The organism is Legionella nagasakiensis (genome assembly GCF_900639915.1).
GTDB lineage: Bacteria > Pseudomonadota > Gammaproteobacteria > Legionellales > Legionellaceae > Legionella_A > Legionella_A nagasakiensis.
Map to the genome: position 1 here is coordinate 39194 of NZ_CAAAID010000013.1, position 19266 is coordinate 58459.

Here is a 19266-nt window from a genome sequence, read left to right on the forward strand (position 1 = left end):
GACCGTTATTTATTTTAAGACCGACAAACTATTTCTAGCCGGCTCATCCACAGGAACTGCATCTTCCGGTTTATCAGAACGACCAAAGGTTGTTAACGATAAATAAGGCTGAATAACTAATTTTGACATGCGCGCTACCAGCGTTTGGGCAATCTGAGACGCTGCAGTTTGCGTGCTCACCGGCGCTAGAGCCGGTGTATGCTCTGCAGTAATATCCGTTACAATGCCTAATCGAAGATAATCGGCTGCATGTCTTAGATGGCTGTCATTCTCACTGCCTGGATGATAAGCCACCACTCGTACTCCTTTTTCTGCTAGATACGTACTCTCCGTCACCATCGATATTGATTCAGAGGGGACATACCAAATACCTTGCCGGCTATTGGCAACCAGATGCATCATTGGTTTGTAGGCACTTGGCCCCTCTTTTAAAGCATCAAACTGAAAATCATAAAAGTGGATTTTCGCTTCAGGCAATTGCACACTCAACTCAGCAAGAAATGCTGCTGAACTTGCATCAATAGCATGCGCACGATGCGGTTCAGGTTCAACAGGTTTCCCCGTTACCGGATTATGTTTGCCTGTTCTTGGGCCATTCGTCACCATGACAGCTGCATGTTCATGCCATAAGCCATTCGATTTTATATGAGATGCAATTAATTTAGCTTGTTCTCTCGCATCTTCTGCAGTAAAAAAACGCATTTCTCTACTTTCCGTCGGGGCATCCCCAGCAAGAACAATGCCAATGCAAGTGGTATAATCCTTTGGCAATTCCCCTTTAAATCTGGAAAAATCAACAGAGACTGTTTCTTCGTTGACACAATGCGCCACTCCTTTAGTCAACTCCAGATGGGTATGCGCTCGTATGTATGCGGCTTGCTCAGCAGTGACGGCCGTTTCAGGCAAGGCCACCACATCAGGCCACACTGTCCTATGATTTAATGCTTCAAAAAATTGATGGCCTGACCAGACTATACGCACACCGGGAAATCGTTCTTTAATGCGAATAACCTGTTCCATGCCATGATCACCTGCGGCTAATACAATTGCATCTGGTGTTAGTGCATCGATATTCAATTCCGCTTCTTCAATCGCTGAATGATCAATTTCAGTTTTTAATGCCATGAGAGCCAACAAGATGCCTTGCAATTGATTGTTATCACCCGTAAATTCTTTGTTGGTTAATTTAATAATTTTCATGATTACAAGTAACCAAGCAAATTGCGCAATTTTATCGCAAATCTACCAACAAAAGAAGAATAATCACACTTGTATTACCGAGGTTTTTAACTAAATTAATAAAAAGCATCATCTATCCGCATGGTGTAGGTATGAGCATAAGGAGAGCATCATGGGTTTGCTGGTTAAAGGGAAATGGGTTGATGAATGGTATGATACAAAATCCCATAAGGGTGAATTCAAACGAGAAAAGACAAAAATTCACCAGTGGCTTACGCAGGATGGCAGCCCAGGTCCTGTCGGTCAAAAAGGATTTAAAGCAGAAAGTGGACGTTATCATTTATACGTTTCATTGGCATGCCCTTGGGCTCATCGAACGCTGATTTTCCGGGCCTTAAAAGCGCTTGAAGATCACGTATCTGTCTCTGTCGTAAGTCCCGACATGCTGGAGCATGGCTGGACATTTCGAGAGGATGAAGGCAGTACAGGCGATGAAATCAATCATTATGATTATTTGCACCAAGTATATACCGCCCATGATCCCGAATACACTGGTCGCGTCACCGTTCCAGTGCTCTGGGATAAAAAAACCAGCCGAATTGTTAATAATGAATCTGCAGACATTATTCGCATGCTGAATCAGGCCTTTAATTCCACCACCGGCAACCAAAATGATTATTATCCGCATGAATTAAAAGAATCTATCGACAAGATTAATGATTTTGTCTATGAACATATTAATAATGGTGTTTATCGCTGTGGCTTTGCCACCACGCAAGCTGCTTATGAAAAAGCGTATCAAAAACTATTCGATGCCCTTGAATTTATTGAAACCATCCTGGCCCAACACCGCTATCTGGTTGGCAAGAGAATCACCGAAGCCGATTGGCGCTTGTTCACCACACTGATTCGCTTTGATGCGGTTTATCATGGTCATTTCAAATGCAATAAGCAACGACTTGAAGATTATCCCAATATGTCTCATTATGTTCGCGAGCTCTATCAATGGCCGGACGTGGCAAAAACGGTCGATTTTAGTCACATCAAACGACATTATTATTACAGCCATACCATGATTAATCCTAACCAAATTATACCCGCTGGTCCGGAAATTGATTATTTCAGCCCCCATAACCGTGAGCATCTATAACCAGAAAAAGCATGTTAGATTGTACACTTAGGATGAATTAGTTAGGGTTATTTTAAAATCAAAGAAACGTTTGCTATGGATAAGAACATGAAAAGACGCCTAACGGTCATATTACTGATGTTATTCACTCAAGCAAATGTTGCAGGAACTCTGGAATTTTATCATCAACGATATTTGGAAAAACAAACATCCTATCTTCTGCCTTCATCAATAAAAACGGCTCATTTTGAGCAATGGATTGATCATGAACATCCCGCAGCTGGCATTTTTTTACAACGCTATTATCTTGATGAAACTTATGGACCATCCAAGGATTCCCCTGTCTTTTTTTATATTTGCGGAGAAGCTGCCTGTTCTCCTAAAGCATTAAACGGTGCCATCAGAGATTATGCGCAAACCTTTCATGCCAAATTAATCGCTTTGGAACATCGCTTTTATGGGAAAAGCCAACCTTACACCACCTTGTCTGCTAATCATCTGCGGAGCTTAACGACAACCGCAGCCTTACAAGATTTAGCCAACTTTCAACAAGCCATAAGCGCACGCAATCACTGGACAGGAAAATGGATTGCCTTTGGCGGTTCTTATCCAGGCTCATTATCCGCTTATTACCGCATGCGTTACCCTGAACTGGTCGTAGGAGCCCTGGCTTCCTCGGCACCGGTGATGGCAAAAGAGGATTTTTATGAATACGATGCTCATGTCGCTTCAGTTGCCGGCCCAGAGTGCGCGGCAAAGATTCGTTTGGCAGTCAATGACATTGAAGAAGCATTAGCCGATGCTGATAAAACCCGGTTTACAAACATCAAAACCCTGTTTAACGCAGAAAACGTGCATAATGACATTGATTTTCTTTATCTTGTTGCCGATACAGCGGCTGCCGCCGTACAATACGGCATGCACGATGAATTTTGCTCTTCTCTAATAAACGATGACACCGCTCTTGAAGGTTATGCCCATTTTGCCAGAACACTTTTTGCAAGATGGGGCATCACCGCTTTGGAATTAACCGCCGAAGGAGCAATGAGCGAAAATCCCGAAGATTACAGTGAAGGGCTTGGGCTTCGCCAATGGTTTTATCAATCCTGCAAAGAATATGGTTACTGGCAAAATGCCAACCCCGACCGCCTGCATTCCACGCGTTCCGTTTTAATTAACAATGATTATCACCGGAATATTTGTTGGCGACTTTTTGGTATAGATAGACCGGTGAATACGGATTATACGAATGAATTTTTTTATTTGCCTCTAATAGACTTATCAACATCAAACATTCACTTTACCAACGGTTCCAATGACCCCTGGTCAAATTTGTCAATGACGGAGAAAAATGGCAACGCCACCAATCCGCACTTAACTTATGCAACCATTGAAAACGCGGCGCATTGCGATGATCTGCATTCTCCCAAGCCATCGGATTCAGTCTCACTCCAATCAGCACGGCAAGCGTTTGAATATCTCTTAAATCAATGGTTAAATTAATCAGAAAAATCAGCTCATAAGAAAAATTGGGGAATTAGTGCATCTCATACTTACCAATCATAATCCCCAATTGCAATATCGGCAGGCAGTGATTGACATCGCCGCCTCAACCTGCACGCTTGATGAACAGCACGAAATCAAGCTAAAGCAATTATTTCATTTATCAGGATTTAGCCACCCATTGTTTAGCGCAGTGCCTATCCCAAGACAGGATGATTTCTTTCATTACGAATACGATGATATAGAAGGTTTACTGCACGCGGGAATAAGAGTATATGCGACACTCCTCCATGCCGATAACCCTCTGACCGCTCAATTTAAAATCAACCCATCGTCTCGCTTTAATCATGTACAAAACGCTAGAGTGACGTATTTTTCAATCCATTCCCATCGACCTGCAGAAGAAGTGGTGACCATTAAGCAGCTTGAAGCATTAATTAGCCATTTGCATCATTATCCATTTAAATTTATAGAAGAAGTTGTTATAAACGACCAATTTACCATTCATGACCTTCCCTCGCAGGTTGATGGCGATACTCTCTTTTATCAACAGCCCATAGCACTTGAATTATTAAAAACACCCATTGATTTACGGCAGCTTGAACTGCGCTATATAAGCCCGAGAATTGGTTTTGGCGTATTCAGTAAAACGATCATTAAAAAAAATGAGAATCTATTTATCTATAGTGGCATCAAAAAAATTATCAATGGTGGCAATCTGACTTATGTTTTTGAACAGGAAAAAGACTGTCTAAACATGGACATTGATGCGCACCAATGTGGGAATATCGGCCGATTTATTAATCATGCAATCAAACACCCATCATCTGCTCACCCGGTTTATGACAAAGAAGCACTGGCCGCCAACATAAACTCTACCCCCTATTATCTTAACGGCATAGAATTCATTGTTTATTCGGCCAATAGAGACATTCTAGGTGGTGAACAATTACTCGTAGATTATGGACAACAATTTTTTAAAGGAATTCCTTTCTATCAATTCAATCGGCGGGGAAAGATTATCAATCGCGATAGGAGGATGCTGTTCAGCCATCTCTATCATAAATCAAGGGCGTTAAGAATCATGGCTGCTCACGACATTAAAAAAGCACAACGTTATTATTTGTATGTAAGAATTCTTGTTATTCTGGTGTTGCTCTTTATTTTGCTTGAGAGCATCAACCATATCGCATAGTTCGCATGAATTAACTTGCCACAATCATCCTGGTCCACTAAAACGAACTTCCTCCCTCCTGTCGCTATCAAGAGTCTGAGGGGTAGAAAAACCGCTGCTTAAAGAGTCACTAGAATAATCATCAACTGCTGCTAAAAGAGGCTGCTTTAAGCGTCTAGAAGCATCACTGTCATATTCTGAAGAGGCATCTCGAGGAGGACGTACACCAACCGGTAAGCTAGAGCTATAGCTAGCAACAGTCATTCCATCATCGTAACCACCTTTTCTCAATCCAGCTAAAAATCTTGCTTGTTTTTGCTCAGCTTCAGTTTCTACCGAAGACATCAAACAATCACCGCCAACCATGCCTCGGGTTTCAACGTCATTGGTACCTGCGGTCCCTGTGGCCATTTCAACCTGATCATGCTTGGTTTTTGTCCGACCATAATCATGAAGAAAAGCTCTTTTTTCTTCTCGGCTGTCATTGTAGCTGACAATTCTGCCTTCTTCGGCAAATTGCTTTCTCATTGCAGCCCGCTGTTCTGCCATTTCCAAAGCCCTGTCGGCGGAACTCATACAACCACCCTGCAGCTGCCCTAAATTTTCAGCCAATATTCCTTCGTAAGCCGCCTTATAGACCGACTTTCTCTCGCCACGATGCTTCAACATTTGAGGTAGACTAAAGAGACCAGTAACCAATTTAAGCCCTAATCCTACCACCGCCATTGTCCCTCTAACTGCCCAATCCGCCAAATGCCCTATCACCGGTACTTTGCGGAAATAATCGCGAGTAAAGTTGGCAACATTTCGCCTTAGTGAACCCGCCCAGGTTTCGTGGACCGTGCATTTTAATTCCACCGCCGCCTGCATACTCAGAGCCAGGCTTTCCCTCGTTTCTTTTGGTAAATGATTAAACGCTCCATTATCCGTTCTTAATTCCGCAGTTAACCGAACCATCGCCTCTTTAACAGCCGGGCCGCGAAATTTATACGGCGTTATGAAAGAATGATCGGATGAATTCAAAAAACGAACGATGGTGTTAAGATCTTGATTCGGTGGTTGCAGTTGCGCTCTGCTTAATACGTCTGCGGCAGTACCAATTAATTGCCGAGCATGATTAACGTCATGATTGCGCACGCGGGTTCTCGCACTCCACATATTAATGCCGTTATTGGTTTCCAACAAATTGACTTTAACTTCTTGCCACCCATCGGGCACAGGACGTGATTCTGATTTAGGGTGAATTTCAATCTTCCCATCGGCTTTATTTCTAATAATCTGGTGTTCTGCTAGCCAGGCGCGCATCGCTGCATTGGCTGCTTCTTTGGAATCAATCACACTGCCGCCAAATTTCGAAGCCTTTGATTTTTGTTGATCGGGTGAAAGCGTCACCTCATCGCCGATTAATGTTTGATGAAGGACGGTAAAAGGAATGGCGCCATCTGGATAAAGCGCTCCCCATCTTTCCATAAACGCATTTACACCGGTCTCTAGCCGCTCTTTTGCCAGTAATTGGTGGTGATTCCAGATGGTAATCGGCAAACGGCTTTGAGTTGAACCGACCGCTAACGGTTCAGTAATTGCCGTTCTTACATGATGACTCATCTGTGTTACTTCATCATCTTTCATCATGAAATCCGTGCAGTCAAATGCATTGGCAGGATTCGGTGTAAAACGTGACATTGGGGTAGGAGACAATCGTTTCAAGTCAGCAAGATGTTCTTGAAAAAATGGCCCTAACCAACCAGCGCCAACAGAACTTGCCAGTTTTCTTTTCCAGGGTTGCTCGCCTTCCCATAATCGCGAATCCCCTGCATGAAACGTCATGGGTTCAGCATAGCGCATCATGTTGCCATCGAGCACACAACTGGCCGTGCACAGATCCCTTTTCCATAAAAAATCGCGGACAAAACTAATGGCATTATTGGCTTGTTCACGTCGTTCCACGGCACCATGCTTAACCAGCAAATCCGATAATGCCCCATTAAAACGTTGCAATTCCTTTTTGGCATTTTTCAATCCTTCTTCGCCATTTGGCTCATGATGTGCCATATTTATCTGAAATCGCTCAATTAATTGCACAAGCTCTCGTCTAGCTGGAGATTCTATTCCCAAACCACCCATGTGGCTTGCAGAATCACTTGCCGGAGCTAATCGCAAAATTTCGGTTACTGCTCGTGCTGAATCAACACCACGAGCATAGATATCATTGACATCACTGTTGATATTTTGGCCTGGTGTATCAGGAAACACTCGGACTGGTTTACCGTCAAAATCGACAACCACAGATTTGCGGTCAAGGCTGGCCTCGCGGATATCGAGCAAACGTTGTTGCAGATCACCAAAATTAGCGACCGCGCCCAAAGGAGCATCAATCTGCCAACGGCGTCTCCCATCCTCTACTTCCTTCTGGACATCTGCGCCACGTATAAGGGAATGAAGGCGGTCTGCTTGTACTCGTGTTAATGGCATTGTTTCTAGTCCTTTACATGATTTTGCTTATGGTTTCTTAAATTATAGACAAATGATTTATTTTATTTGCAAAATCAGGCTAAATGCGTTGAGTTTAGAGGACCACAGCGGAGCATATCTATTGAGTATGTGAGCAGCGAACCGCATAAATCAACGACTTTAGGCTAAAATAGTAGGCTATGAAGACCGATTCTTAATGATTGCTGAAACATTACAAGCCAGATAGAATAAACCTTTTACATGGAGCTTGATCATGCCGGGTTTTTTTTCTTCAGAAACAGCAAACGCTTTAACCGCACGTTTTCATCATCTTGTGGATTGGTCTCGGGTTGGTGAACTTCTTGCCTCTGGCCGTCATCGTTATACCACTCGCCAACTCATTGAACGAGGGGTCATTATCGCCGCCATGGGCGCAGGTGTCTGCGCGGGATATAATATGGCCGACAGTGGTTTTGGCTTGGGCTCTACCTTGTACAGCATGGCAGGATGTTTTATCGGATTTGTGGCGTCACATGCTGTTGTCATTCTTCCACTCATCCATAAACGATATCAGATGAGTCAAGCCTGCAGTGCAGCGCAAAAAAGAATTTTATCGCTGTTACAAGAGATAAATCACCTTGATGGTGACAGAGAAAAAGTAAGTGAATTGGTTCGTACCATCAGCCGTGTGGTGGCAGAAACCATGACTCTTAATCTTTCCGATGAACAACACGCCAGAGCGTCGCAAACTTGGGGAGCAAGACGCGCGCTTATGGAAAAAATCAGCGACAAACTCTCGGTTGATTTTAATCTTCTTCGCAGCACAACAGACCAAGATGCTTTACTGGATGAATTAAATGGTTTCTGGTCACAAGAACAATCAACCTTACATGTCACACTTCGTGCGTTTAAGCGACCAGAAACATCTGCAGAACACCAGGAAGCACTTCCTGCATCGATGCATTTAAAAACAGCTTAACGTTGGCAACATCCGGTGCGGGTAAGCGCCTCTATTTTAGGTAATTACCCGCCTGACCCCCCAAATATTATTTAAATAAAAGCACGGGGTGACCATCCGATAATCCGCTCCCTGATAATGACTGTCAGTAATGACCCATTCTCCGATTTGCGGCAACCAATCAGCCGTTGGGCATAAGGCATTGGGCGCTATTTTTTCTGGTGGGATATCGTTCGCCCCATGCCCTATTTTTTTGCCAGTCCACATCACCACATGAGTAACGACCGATTGTGTTGGATGTACTTCCAAACCAGCTGCAATGTATATTAAATCACCCGGTTGCAGCTTTTCCAACATGTCAGGCGTGACATCCGCTGGATTTTTCTGACCGGCTGCATTCCATACGGAAATGTACCCAACCGCACCACAGGAATGATCAACCTCAACCGAATTATCTCGACATACCAGGCGGCCTGCCGCATTGGGATTATCCAGCTCATTTCCAGGCATTTGCTGATTGGGATATAAATCATCCTGCGAGCCATCTGCACGTTGACCAGCCTGATGACCCACATCGCCAGTAAACCAAATGCCGAAAGCAAAATTATAAAGCAAGGCCGTATAATTACTGCAATCAACTCCATACCACATGTAATTATTATTGACCCAGTTACTGATGGTTTCAGAACCGATGCCCGAATAATTCCACCGTGCCTGCTGATTGAAATAAACGGAACCGGGCATGATATCTAACGCCGGATTACAATAACCACCTTGAGTCTTCGCTGCTCCGCGATTCTGGACTGGCGTCATATAATCCGGCATATGGTGGTGACAATAATTTAATTTTTGCCGGATAAAATAATCGGCAGCAGCCAACACGCGTTGCTGCTGCCATGTTTTTCCTGCGGTTTTCGCACAATTGCGAAGATTGGGATTGACAGGACTTAAAGTAAATACATGAGGATACGGCCCCCACATAGGGTCAGGTAATAGGGTGGTAGAATCAAACGGTTGCGTTAGCTCATAATTAAAATTATGGGTATTGGCGTTACAGCCTTGTGGAATGGGTGCAGATGAAACGGTTACATGCAATTGCTCAATATCCAACGGTTGGCTGCAATAAACAGGATGGCTGGCTGTATAGCAAATCACAGGACCGCCTTGAATGGAACTGCTCATCCTATTGCCGTCCATACGCAGCTTAATCAAGCAACTTTGATTGTTATTTAAACTAAAAGGAAACTGACAATAATCAAGTCCAGCATTCACAACGGTTGTAACGCCGCCAGGTAAATTATTCAAACCAATGCCGCTAAAATTAAAACCACTAACATTGGTGACTTGAAAAATACCTGTTCCTACCTCTCCTTGTAATAGTTGCGTTGGCGCCTTAAATCGCGGTGTCACTAAAAATATTGGAGAAACCGACCAGGCAGAAACATTGAATAACCCAATCAAACTTATAAAAGCTGTTATTTTTTTCATGGATTTCATACTCCTGAAATCACTTAATTGATTGGAAATGGGCATATGGATGACGGCAAAAGATTTTCACTTATTGGTGTATAAACAACCGAATCTAGGGCGCCATCATTCCGTGTAATGGTAATTTTATACATCGTATCGTGACTTGGCGGTTCATTGGGAATATCATCAGGGTTTCCACCCGCTGCCGCATACACCCGTTTCACTAAATCAGGCATTTCTTCTCTTTCCCAAGCCACAGCAAGTATACGATTGGTAAAAAACTCCGAACTTAGGAGAAACGTTGCCATTGAAAGATTATCTTGATATCCAAATAATGTATAGAGAGGACTTCCTTGGGCAATCGCCACTGGCTCAAGCGTCATCATGCCACGCAAGTAATCATAGAGATTACCACCCACATCAAACCGATTTAAGGCCGGTGCCGGAGCAAAAAAAGCATAGATCGCCTGACCCAATATCTCTGGAGATAACACCTCTTTTAATCCCAATGCTCGATTTAAGCCCATGCAATTTAACTGGGCCATTCCGGAGGTTTCTGCTGCCGGGATAAAATAAATAGTTTCCTGTTCATTCAGCAAATTAGGTTTAAATGATTTCAATGCGGCAGGTCCAAGACAAACAGGACTCAAATGATTGGTAATATTCTGTTGCTGATGGGAGAATGATACGGATGTATTTCCCGCATCCCAAACAATAGTCAATACATATAAACTGTCAAAATCATTTTGCGGCCAGTCTGGAATAATCGTTGGATCTGCGCCTAATAAAGTCATGATGCCACGACTAATGGTTACAATATTATTATGCTCCCAGGCCACAAAAATAAGCGAATTATGATAGGGTGATGAGATTAATTCAGCAACAACCGACTGATCATCATCAAAGGTAAAAGAGGTATTGACCGGTAACCCATATTGAATGGCTGTTGGTTCAATCGTTGCCAAGGGCCGCACATAGCTATTCGGTGAATCACTGCCATCCTCAATTGAGCCTGCGGTATTAGGGGCAAAAATATAATTCGGCGGCCGCCCAAATTTCTTATTTAATGTCTGTGGTAATTTCAAGGCACGATTTAAGCCTTTGCAAGTCAACTGTCCCTCGCCAGATAATGGCGGCAAAGGTTTTTCCCCATGGCGTATGAAAACAATTGTCTGAATATCAACCACTTTCTTCTGCACATTCAATTGTTCAGCAGCAGCCGGTGAGGAACAGTATACGGGATTAGTAGGTGTATTACAGATGATGGGGCCTCCATAGATACCGCCGGTCATAGCATCTGCATTAATTTCAAGCCGCAAGGTACAAGAAGCATTTCCTGCCAGATTAAAAGGATTCTGGCAAACCGACTTATCAGCCGAAGTCATTTGTCGCAGACCACTGGGTAATTGAACCAGACCATTGCTATTCAGGGCAAATGGTGTATTGTTTTTTACTTGATAAACTGCAATCACTTTTTGTCCGCTCACAACAATACGCGGTGCTTTCACCGTTGCCGTAATGGTAAATACAGGGGTATTGGTAAACCCTGACAGAGGAAAAAAAAAGCAAATGAACAACACAACATTAAATAGAATAGTTTTCATCACACAGCCTTAAGCAACAAACGTCAGCTGAAATCGAAGTTCATGGCCATCCATCCGATTGATGGCTAATGTTTGGCTAGTTTCTTGGGCAACACTTGTTCCTAATGAAAATTTACCCAAGCGAAAGTATTGATACCCTACGCCTAATCGCAGTGATTTAAATAGATCCACATCCAAACCGCCACCGACGCTGAATGTTAGTGAAGTTTGATCTTGATTGGCAAAAGGACTCATTGGGACAATTTCAGAAGAAAGCGGCTGTTCTTCATAAGCATAAGCTTTATTCGAAGATACTCCGACATTTCCTGAAAGATAGGGATGAAATCTATTCTTTAAGGTCGTTAAGAGTTTACCCTCAACAACCAGCCTCTGACTTTGAATGCGATAGCTGTAATTCAGGTTGGCAAATTCCGGTAATCCAAATTGCCAAACCATGCCATTGATATCCGTTGCCGAATCAACATAGCCCCCCAAACCTAACTGCACACCCACCAACGGATTTTGCCAGTACTCAACGCCTAAAAACAAACCACCCATAAAAACCGAACGCCTGGAATTATTATTGACGGTATAATAATTTTCAAAAGGAGGAATTAAAGAGACTGATTGAGGCTGTGCTGCTTTAATCCAGTCATACCCTGCGGATAAAGAAACAATTTTATTGAAATAAGCCGTAGAAATTTTACTCTGAAGTGACTGAGTATTCTTCTCAATTGGATAGCCAGATACCCCAGCGGGGGCTGGCCCATTTGTCACCATTCCCAAAAAAATGATAAATGGCAGCATTAACGGATAACGCATTCTTATTAAATCCTTTTAAATTTCCCAAAAGCAGCTGATAAACCATGAATTGACTTACCAAATACATGATTTCTTCATTATACTTATAATTTTCCTCATCACAAGAATTCATCCCAGCCCAACTGCAATTCTCACATCACTTATCCTTACACGTAAAACAAGGTAAAATCTCCATGACACTTGCTACCCAAGCGTCATTTTCTTTTTTCCTTATGGTATGCATGCGCCCATAGAGCCTACTGTCAAGCATACAGCGCGTATATTTCATAAGTTGCTTATTACACACGACTGTAAAATATTCCCGCTCACTATCATAAACTTGAATGTTGTTTTTAATTAGAATTTTGCCAAAAGGCACGGACGTATTCCGTATGGCTGAGATAACTTTTTCAGGTAATTCATTAAAATTCATGGTAATAAATGCCAGTTCGGCGATCACTAATTCTTGATGCAGTCGTGCCGCATTCACATTATTTCGAACCTTGTTGTTATCCATTAGCATAATAATCATGCGCGAATAAGTATTCTTTTTTTTATTGCTGACCGCCTGTATCGTCTTAATTTCTCCTGTACGCTGATAATAACGCTCCAAACCAGGCGTCATAAGGGACTGTGTCAGTAAAAAACTATAAGGCTTGGGTAATTGGTCAAGGCTAATTTGCTTGAGATTCAATGGATTATCAGCAAAAGCAGCCGAATCTGATTCCAGCTTGGAAAAAAGGTTGGCTTCGGACCAATCATTCACTTGCACTGAAGCATCGCTCGGTTTAGACATTGTAGTCCAGCCCGTTTCAAAGGCAGCACTTATCCCAAGGATTAACCACAAAGCAGTGACTATCCTAAAACGCTGATTATTTTTCATTACTTTCAGCCATGACCTAGTACCTATCATAAAAATCATCCTAACAAAGTGGCTGATCTTTAATAAAATGCCGAAATAAATTTAATGCCCTTGCAGGTTGATCTATCGGCGCTAAATGACCTGCACCACGAATTTTAACCTGTGTTAAACCAGCCCCTGACTTAGCATAGCCGTTAACCTCCTTGCCGGTACGCCATACACAAGTGGAAGCCTTAGCAAACTCTTTTTTCCCTGACCAATCCAGGGCTGAAAGCCATAAGTCGGTGCTGATGAAATTAGAATCTTTTGCATCTTCAAGCCCATTATAGATTAATACACGAATGCCGGCGGCTAATAAAATGGGATATAGATCAGCAACGGAATCTTGTTCACCCACTTCAAGAATATACGCCGCTTTAGTGCTAAATGTCTTAAACTCCGCAACACGTGAGTCTACATGCAAGGCTTTGCGCACGTCCGATCGATTTAGATAGCGCACCATCGCTCCATCATCAGGCTCTGTTCCCGTTGCAATGTTAGCCAAATTAAGTCCGCCACTTTCTTTTTGAATAAATTCTTGAATCTTTTCACAAACCTTATTAGCACGGCGGCTTGATGGCGTAACTTTATCGATTTCTTTAATACATTGCTGATATAACGTTAAGACTTTCTTCCGGGCACGCCTGTCAATAAGTCCATGAGAATAGGCAAACTCAATATTCGCTAGCTGTTGTAACCGTGGATTGACCCAAGGATCACCAACAAATAATCCTTTTAAATTTATAGATTGGCCGGATTGATTATCTGACAAGATACGAACAGCTAACTGCGGAAGGTATTTCCCAGCATAAGATTCACCGGCAAGATACAACGGTCTAGAAGCCCACTCAGGATACTTAGCGAAAAAGAATTTTACCGCATGATGCAGTTGATCCATCGCCTGAGATTCATTCAAGTAACTATTTTGTTTTCCATAAGAAAATCCAACACCTGCAGGTTGATCAATCACTAAATAATTAGCATCCTGAGTCCAGGAATCATGCCGCGCCGAAAGAGTTCCATTTGGATTGACAAGATAAGGACCATTCTCCATGAAAAATCCATATAAACTAGCAGCTCCAGGCCCACCATTAAGCCATAATACTACCGGCGCATCCTCAGATGGCTGGCTCTTTTCTACAAACCAATAAAATAAATGGCCTATCTCAGAATCACAAGATTCCTGCGTGCACTCTAAGCTGGACAAGGGAAGATAGCCAGCTAATTGCAGGCCTTTGATTTTTCCATATCCTGGTAAAAAGGCTACTCTGTCTGAGGAGAATGCAGAAAAGTTAAAAAGTAATGAGGTAAAAAACAATCCTAAACAAACCACAGCCAATCGATTCATAGTAATAGACACTTATAAACGCTTATTGAATGAATAATAACTCGTTTAATCTTTTTAACGAGCAAAAAAGCCACAAAATAACGTTATATGAGCAGAGAATTTAAAAAATGCTCGCTAAATTGTCCGCGGCATTATATTCCTTATCTAGAATAAAGGATTAACAAATCATCGATAAAATTGACAACGGGGAACCTCTCTCAATGCATACAAATTATTATGATAGTTACCAAAATCTTCCTAAATTTTCTGATGAGTTTTTTGGTCAATTCTTAAGGACTTTAGGCAAATCTTATACTCAATGCGCCGATATCGGAGAATGTTTTATCACTTTGAACAAAATTAAAGACAAAGATTTTAACAGCTGGTATGACGCCTGGAATGAACTTGCATGCTATTTACAAAACTTAGCCGATGAAAGCTGGCATCATGAGCATCTTATCTCTTCAGCCAAAACATATTTGAGAGCCACTGAATATCATCGCGCCAGTGAATTTTTTCTTAGAGCAAACCTGGAAGACGAACGCATTCTACCCTGCTTTGGACACATGCAATATTGTTTTGAAAGAAGCCTGCAAGCGTTGCATCCTCGTGCAAAAAAGGTGACCATTCCTTATGACAGCACATCATTGGGAGGTTATTTTTTTCTAACAGATAAACCTTCTAAAGCCACGTTAATCGCTCCCGGAGGTTACGACAGCACCGTCGAGGAAATGTACTCACTGGTTCCTGCCGCTTTGCAGCATGGTTATAATATTTTAATATTTGACGGCCCAGGACAAGGTCATACACTTCGTCAACAAAGATTATACATGCGACATGATTTTGAACACGTCACGACCCAAGTCCTGGATTGGCTGGAAGCCAATCACGATCAAATACCATATGTATTGATCGGCCGAAGTTTCGGAGGCTATCTGGCTCCACGTGCCGCTTGTTTTGAGAAACGCTTGGCAGGATTAATTTGTGACCCCGGGCAGATGAATATTGCAGGCTCGTTGCATCGAATCCTACCCAAAGAAATACAGTCACAATTTGAGCAAGGCAAACAAGAAAACGTTAATGCTTTCTTTTATGAATTATTCAGCCGAGATAAGATGAAAGAATTTTATTTTCTCTCGCGCATGAATACCCATGGGGTCAAAACACCTTATGATTATCTACAGGAAATAAAACAATACACCTTCAATCATGTCGCTAAAAATATCCGATGCCCCACCCTCGTTTGCGACAATCCTCATGATAAAATATCTAATCGCGGCAATATATTATACGATGCACTCGAATGCGACAAAACCTATGTGGCTTTTACTGCGCGCTGGGGAGCAGGCATGCATTGTGAAGCCGATGGCAACGGGCAATTTCAACGAGTGATGTTTGATTGGCTGAATGAAAAATTCAGACCGTCGTTTTGAGTGTCTCTTTCTCACGAAGCAAAGATATATAAATTGCAGTTTTTGCGAAAATTAACCGATAATAAAGAATGAGTTCTTTATACAATCAACCCTTAATCGTGGTGTCCTTATGAAATGGATAGTCACTGCGTTACTATTTTTAACACAAATAAATACCACATTTGCACTTAAAATAGGCAATATTTATTTTAACCCACCATTCATCATGTCGCAAGAAACTGGATTTGATATCGATTTGATGCACGATATTTGCGATAAAATGGCTGAAACATGTGAATTTTACCCAATGACGTATTCGGCCTTATTTAATGCATTACAACAAGAAGAAATAGATCTCGCCATTGGTGGCTTTACTATTTCTCCAGAACAAGAATCAAAATATATTTTTAGCCTACCCTATAAAATCAGTAAGGGACAATTTTTATGCTTACAGAGTAATCCGGCTCTTCAAATAAACGATATACAAGGAGGGAAAATTGCGACATTAAGCGGCTCCATTTATGTTGATTTTCTCAAAAAAACTTATGGGAACAGGTTTGATATTATCCAGTATGACAGTATTATGAGCATGATTTCCGATTTAAGCAATCAACAAATTGTCGCTGTTTTTCTTGACCAACCGGTAGCAATATACTGGGATCAACACGATGGGAATGCATTTAAGCAATTGGGAGCATCTATCATGATAGGCGATGGCTATGGAATAATAGCCATACCAAAAAATCAGCGTTTAATTGAACGGATTAATGAACAGTTAAATCAAATGGAACAAGATGGCGACTACGTACGCCTTTATTCGACTTATTTTTGATCTCTCATTTACCTACCAAACAATCAGTTGCAATATACTCGACCATCTAAGCTTCCTGATTAAACAGGTGTTCCACCTAAAGAAAATGGCTCATCCTCGACCTCACTAAAAGACGGAGCATTGGGACGCATCAAAAATCGATGCCTATTATAAGGCATCTGGCCAGTCTCATCATGCTCACTGAGTGGTGGTGCACTAGGCTCTACCGGCATACGTTGTGCCCTACCTTGTGACTGTCTACCTGGATATTCTTCTCTATTACTCAAGGCAACTGGGTCTCTTGCCGTATTAGGAAACACTTGCGGCGATGATCTATGAAAAACTTCATCAGTCATCATACCTCTGTGGTCAGAGTGGTGATGAGACTCACGAGATGGGCGATGGGGATTAAAGAAAGAATGATGTTCCGAGCGAGCGTGGTGTAAATCACTTTCTAATGGACGAGTGACACGCCGATGTTGAACCTGCAATGATGATGATCGGTCATACTGTACAACGTCTGGATGCGGAAGTTCAGTAACTCTATCTGCACGCATCGCGCCATAGGTCACAGGGGCTGGATTGACCTCATGTGGATGAGGAAAAACGCGATACTGTCTTGTTCTTGATGAGTGATGGATAGATACTTCTTCCGGTTGGTGTAATCGAACACGTCTTTGCGGCGGAGAAGCCTCAGCATGAGAAAATGTTTCTTCATGTGCGGGAACTCGCGTGGCTGTCGGATAATGATGTTCCCGGCTACGTACCCGCTCTTGTCTAGGATGATGCTCAGGATAGCTACGATGCTCTTGATTCGTTGCGGTGTCCCACCTATATTTTCGTGAACGAAAAATATTATCGCCAAACATCAATCCTATCGCTTCTTTCACACTAATTCTATTTTCAATCAAAATTCGTTCTTTTACAGCAAGAATACCACGAGACAATCTTACCAAGGCCAATAGAGATTCCGATTCATAAGCACGGGCATCGATTATTTCTTTAGTGACAGGACTTTGCAAGAGACCTGGTTCTCTTGAGCTATTATATAATTCTTGAAACGTGCTGCGAAAATAGGAGTAACCATCCGGTAAAAAACACATTGGATCGGCCAGGTTACCCAAATCTAGAATTTCGCCGCGATCGCCTGCTTCATTTTCTTTATCCATTAATGATTCAAAAGTCACGGGATCTGCATGTGCATTAATCAATTCAATGATAGCAAGCTGCAGCTGTTCCATCCGCTCTATCAAACCATCCACTTCGCCAGGAAATAGTACAATTTTTTCCGAGCTAGAAATCAATTTTTCGGAAAAACGATGGTACTGGCTTTCTGGATATTGGCGTATTAAGTTTTGCCATTGCTCAGTCAAGCGGTGTTCATGAGTGTTCCAATGACAAGCCATGTTAATTTCCATTTGGGCAAAAAGCATTGCCTTGAAATCAAACAGACGAAAGAAATGCCGTAGTGAACCATCATGTTCATCTGCTGGTGCTGTTGCAAGTGCCAACTCTGCTTCATGCAAGAGCGATGGCAATAAATTGGGAAATCCTCGTTTTAAGGCAATGTTTAATAAATGAGCGCCTCTATTTGGCTCAACCCAAAGAACAGTCTCATAAATTCCAGGATTTGTTTCAATGCGAAATAAATTCGAACACATGGCAAACGTACGAAGGTCTTGGCACCAAGCTTCGTCTTTGTTGTTTTGACATGCCAAATAAAGTAAGTATTGAATAAATTCGCGGTAAATTCTTTGTGCACAAACTTTTGCTTCACTATGAGGACGTTGCAATTGTGCAATATAATAGCGTTCTAATTCTTTTTCTAAAGGAATTAGGTTATCTAGTATGATCTCCCTAGCCTCATCACTATTAAAAGATTCGTTTGTTATTGCTTCCTGAATAATCCTCATTGCGCGCGCAATGACTGGGGTAAATTTCTTTTTGCTAAATAGGATCGGCATAAATACATCCTTATATTTTTTTAGATAAGCCTTATCAAGTCTTATAAAACCCTCCGCATTGCGAATAAATAGGGAGTTTATTTCTGCAAATCACCTTTATCAGAACCTACTCAAATTTTATCTCTTTAGCTGGCAAAGTCCTTGCATAAATTATCAGAAGCAACACGCTGGCGCAAGACACCCTCAGGAAACGCTGTTATAGCACGTTTCCTCTATAGCACAGCCTTGATAAAATAGGCAGAAGTAAAGCAATTACTGGGAGTAGCTTATGGGCTCTAAACAAAACACAGTCGACTTTATCCTTGAACAATTCTCAGAAGCTGGTGTTGTGCATGCCAAAAAGATGTTTGGCGAGTATGGGGTATACTGCGATGGGAAACTGGTTGCCCTGGTTTGTGATGATCAACTGTTCGTTAAACCAACTCTTGCCGGTAAAGCCTTTATAGGAAATTATACTGAAAGTATCCCTTATCCTGGAGCCAAGCCTTATCTACTCATCTCGGGTGAACAGTGGGATGATCAGGAATGGCTATCCCAACTGATTAAATTATCTTCAGCCGAGTTGCCGCGGCCACAAAAGAAGCAGCCACGAAAGAAATAAGT

The 19266-nt window shown here is 42.1% G+C and carries 15 protein-coding genes; 7 read left to right on the forward strand and 8 right to left on the reverse strand.

The features are described 5' to 3' along the window. Positions 1-9: 9 nt before the first annotated feature. Positions 10-1200 (reverse strand): hypothetical protein, encoded by a 1191-nt coding sequence (locus tag E1O52_RS10575; protein ID WP_133128680.1) that lies wholly within the window; start codon positions 1198-1200, stop codon positions 10-12. Positions 1201-1351: 151 nt separating this feature from the next. Here E1O52_RS10575 and E1O52_RS10580 point away from each other — a divergent pair, with 151 nt between their 5' ends. The 3 genes from E1O52_RS10580 (at position 1352) to E1O52_RS10590 (ending at position 5006) form a co-directional block, all read left to right on the forward strand. Further along, positions 1352-2329, forward strand: coding sequence for a glutathione S-transferase family protein (locus E1O52_RS10580; protein WP_133128681.1), 978 nt, complete (start codon positions 1352-1354; stop codon positions 2327-2329). Between the two features lie 87 nt (positions 2330-2416). After that, complete coding sequence (locus tag E1O52_RS10585) at positions 2417-3811, forward strand: S28 family serine protease (protein WP_133128682.1); 1395 nt, start codon at positions 2417-2419, stop codon at positions 3809-3811. Positions 3812-3848: 37 nt separating this feature from the next. After that, positions 3849-5006, forward strand: a complete 1158-nt coding sequence (locus E1O52_RS10590; RefSeq protein ID WP_133128683.1) for an SET domain-containing protein-lysine N-methyltransferase — start codon at positions 3849-3851, stop codon at positions 5004-5006. A gap of 24 nt (positions 5007-5030) precedes the next feature. Here the strand turns inward: E1O52_RS10590 and E1O52_RS10595 are convergent, their stop codons facing one another. Continuing rightward, the gene (locus E1O52_RS10595) at positions 5031-7457 is read right to left on the reverse strand and encodes a hypothetical protein (protein WP_133128684.1); all 2427 of its coding nucleotides are present in this window, start codon (positions 7455-7457) and stop codon (positions 5031-5033) included. Between the two features lie 253 nt (positions 7458-7710). On the opposite strand from E1O52_RS10595, the gene E1O52_RS10600 reads away from it, so the two are divergent. Further along, on the forward strand, positions 7711-8415 hold the full coding sequence (locus tag E1O52_RS10600; protein WP_133128685.1) for a hypothetical protein: 705 nt from the start codon (positions 7711-7713) through the stop codon (positions 8413-8415). A 36-nt stretch (positions 8416-8451) separates the two neighbouring features. On the opposite strand, the gene E1O52_RS10605 is transcribed toward E1O52_RS10600, so the two are convergent. The 5 genes from E1O52_RS10605 to E1O52_RS10625 all read right to left on the reverse strand — a co-directional run bounded on the left by E1O52_RS10605 (position 8452) and on the right by E1O52_RS10625 (position 14497). After that, positions 8452-9882 carry a hypothetical protein gene (locus E1O52_RS10605; protein WP_133128686.1) on the reverse strand — a complete coding sequence of 477 codons (1431 nt, stop codon included), beginning with the start codon at positions 9880-9882 and terminating at the stop codon, positions 8452-8454. Between the two features lie 23 nt (positions 9883-9905). Further along, complete coding sequence (locus E1O52_RS10610; protein WP_133128687.1) at positions 9906-11468, reverse strand: histidine phosphatase family protein; 1563 nt, start codon at positions 11466-11468, stop codon at positions 9906-9908. A 9-nt stretch (positions 11469-11477) separates the two neighbouring features. After that, positions 11478-12269, reverse strand: coding sequence for an outer membrane protein (locus E1O52_RS10615; RefSeq protein WP_133128688.1), 792 nt, complete (start codon positions 12267-12269; stop codon positions 11478-11480). 136 nt (positions 12270-12405) lie between these two features. Continuing rightward, positions 12406-13161 (reverse strand): hypothetical protein, encoded by a 756-nt coding sequence (locus E1O52_RS10620; RefSeq protein ID WP_165474788.1) that lies wholly within the window; start codon positions 13159-13161, stop codon positions 12406-12408. A 10-nt stretch (positions 13162-13171) separates the two neighbouring features. Next, on the reverse strand, positions 13172-14497 hold the full coding sequence (locus tag E1O52_RS10625; protein ID WP_133128690.1) for a S10 family serine carboxypeptidase-like protein: 1326 nt from the start codon (positions 14495-14497) through the stop codon (positions 13172-13174). 200 nt (positions 14498-14697) lie between these two features. Between E1O52_RS10625 and E1O52_RS10630 the strand changes: the two genes are divergently transcribed. Both E1O52_RS10630 and E1O52_RS10635 read left to right on the forward strand, forming a co-directional pair. Further along, entirely contained in the window at positions 14698-15909 is a 1212-nt protein-coding gene (locus E1O52_RS10630) for an alpha/beta hydrolase (protein WP_133128691.1), read from the forward strand. Positions 15910-16018: 109 nt separating this feature from the next. Continuing rightward, positions 16019-16720, forward strand: a complete 702-nt coding sequence (locus E1O52_RS10635) for a transporter substrate-binding domain-containing protein (RefSeq protein WP_133128692.1) — start codon at positions 16019-16021, stop codon at positions 16718-16720. A gap of 59 nt (positions 16721-16779) precedes the next feature. Here the strand turns inward: E1O52_RS10635 and E1O52_RS10640 are convergent, their stop codons facing one another. After that, entirely contained in the window at positions 16780-18663 is a 1884-nt protein-coding gene (locus tag E1O52_RS10640) for a hypothetical protein (RefSeq protein WP_133128693.1), read from the reverse strand. Positions 18664-18931: 268 nt separating this feature from the next. Here E1O52_RS10640 and E1O52_RS10645 point away from each other — a divergent pair, with 268 nt between their 5' ends. Further along, positions 18932-19264 carry a TfoX/Sxy family protein gene (locus E1O52_RS10645; RefSeq protein ID WP_133128694.1) on the forward strand — a complete coding sequence of 111 codons (333 nt, stop codon included), beginning with the start codon at positions 18932-18934 and terminating at the stop codon, positions 19262-19264. Positions 19265-19266 lie beyond the last annotated feature (2 nt).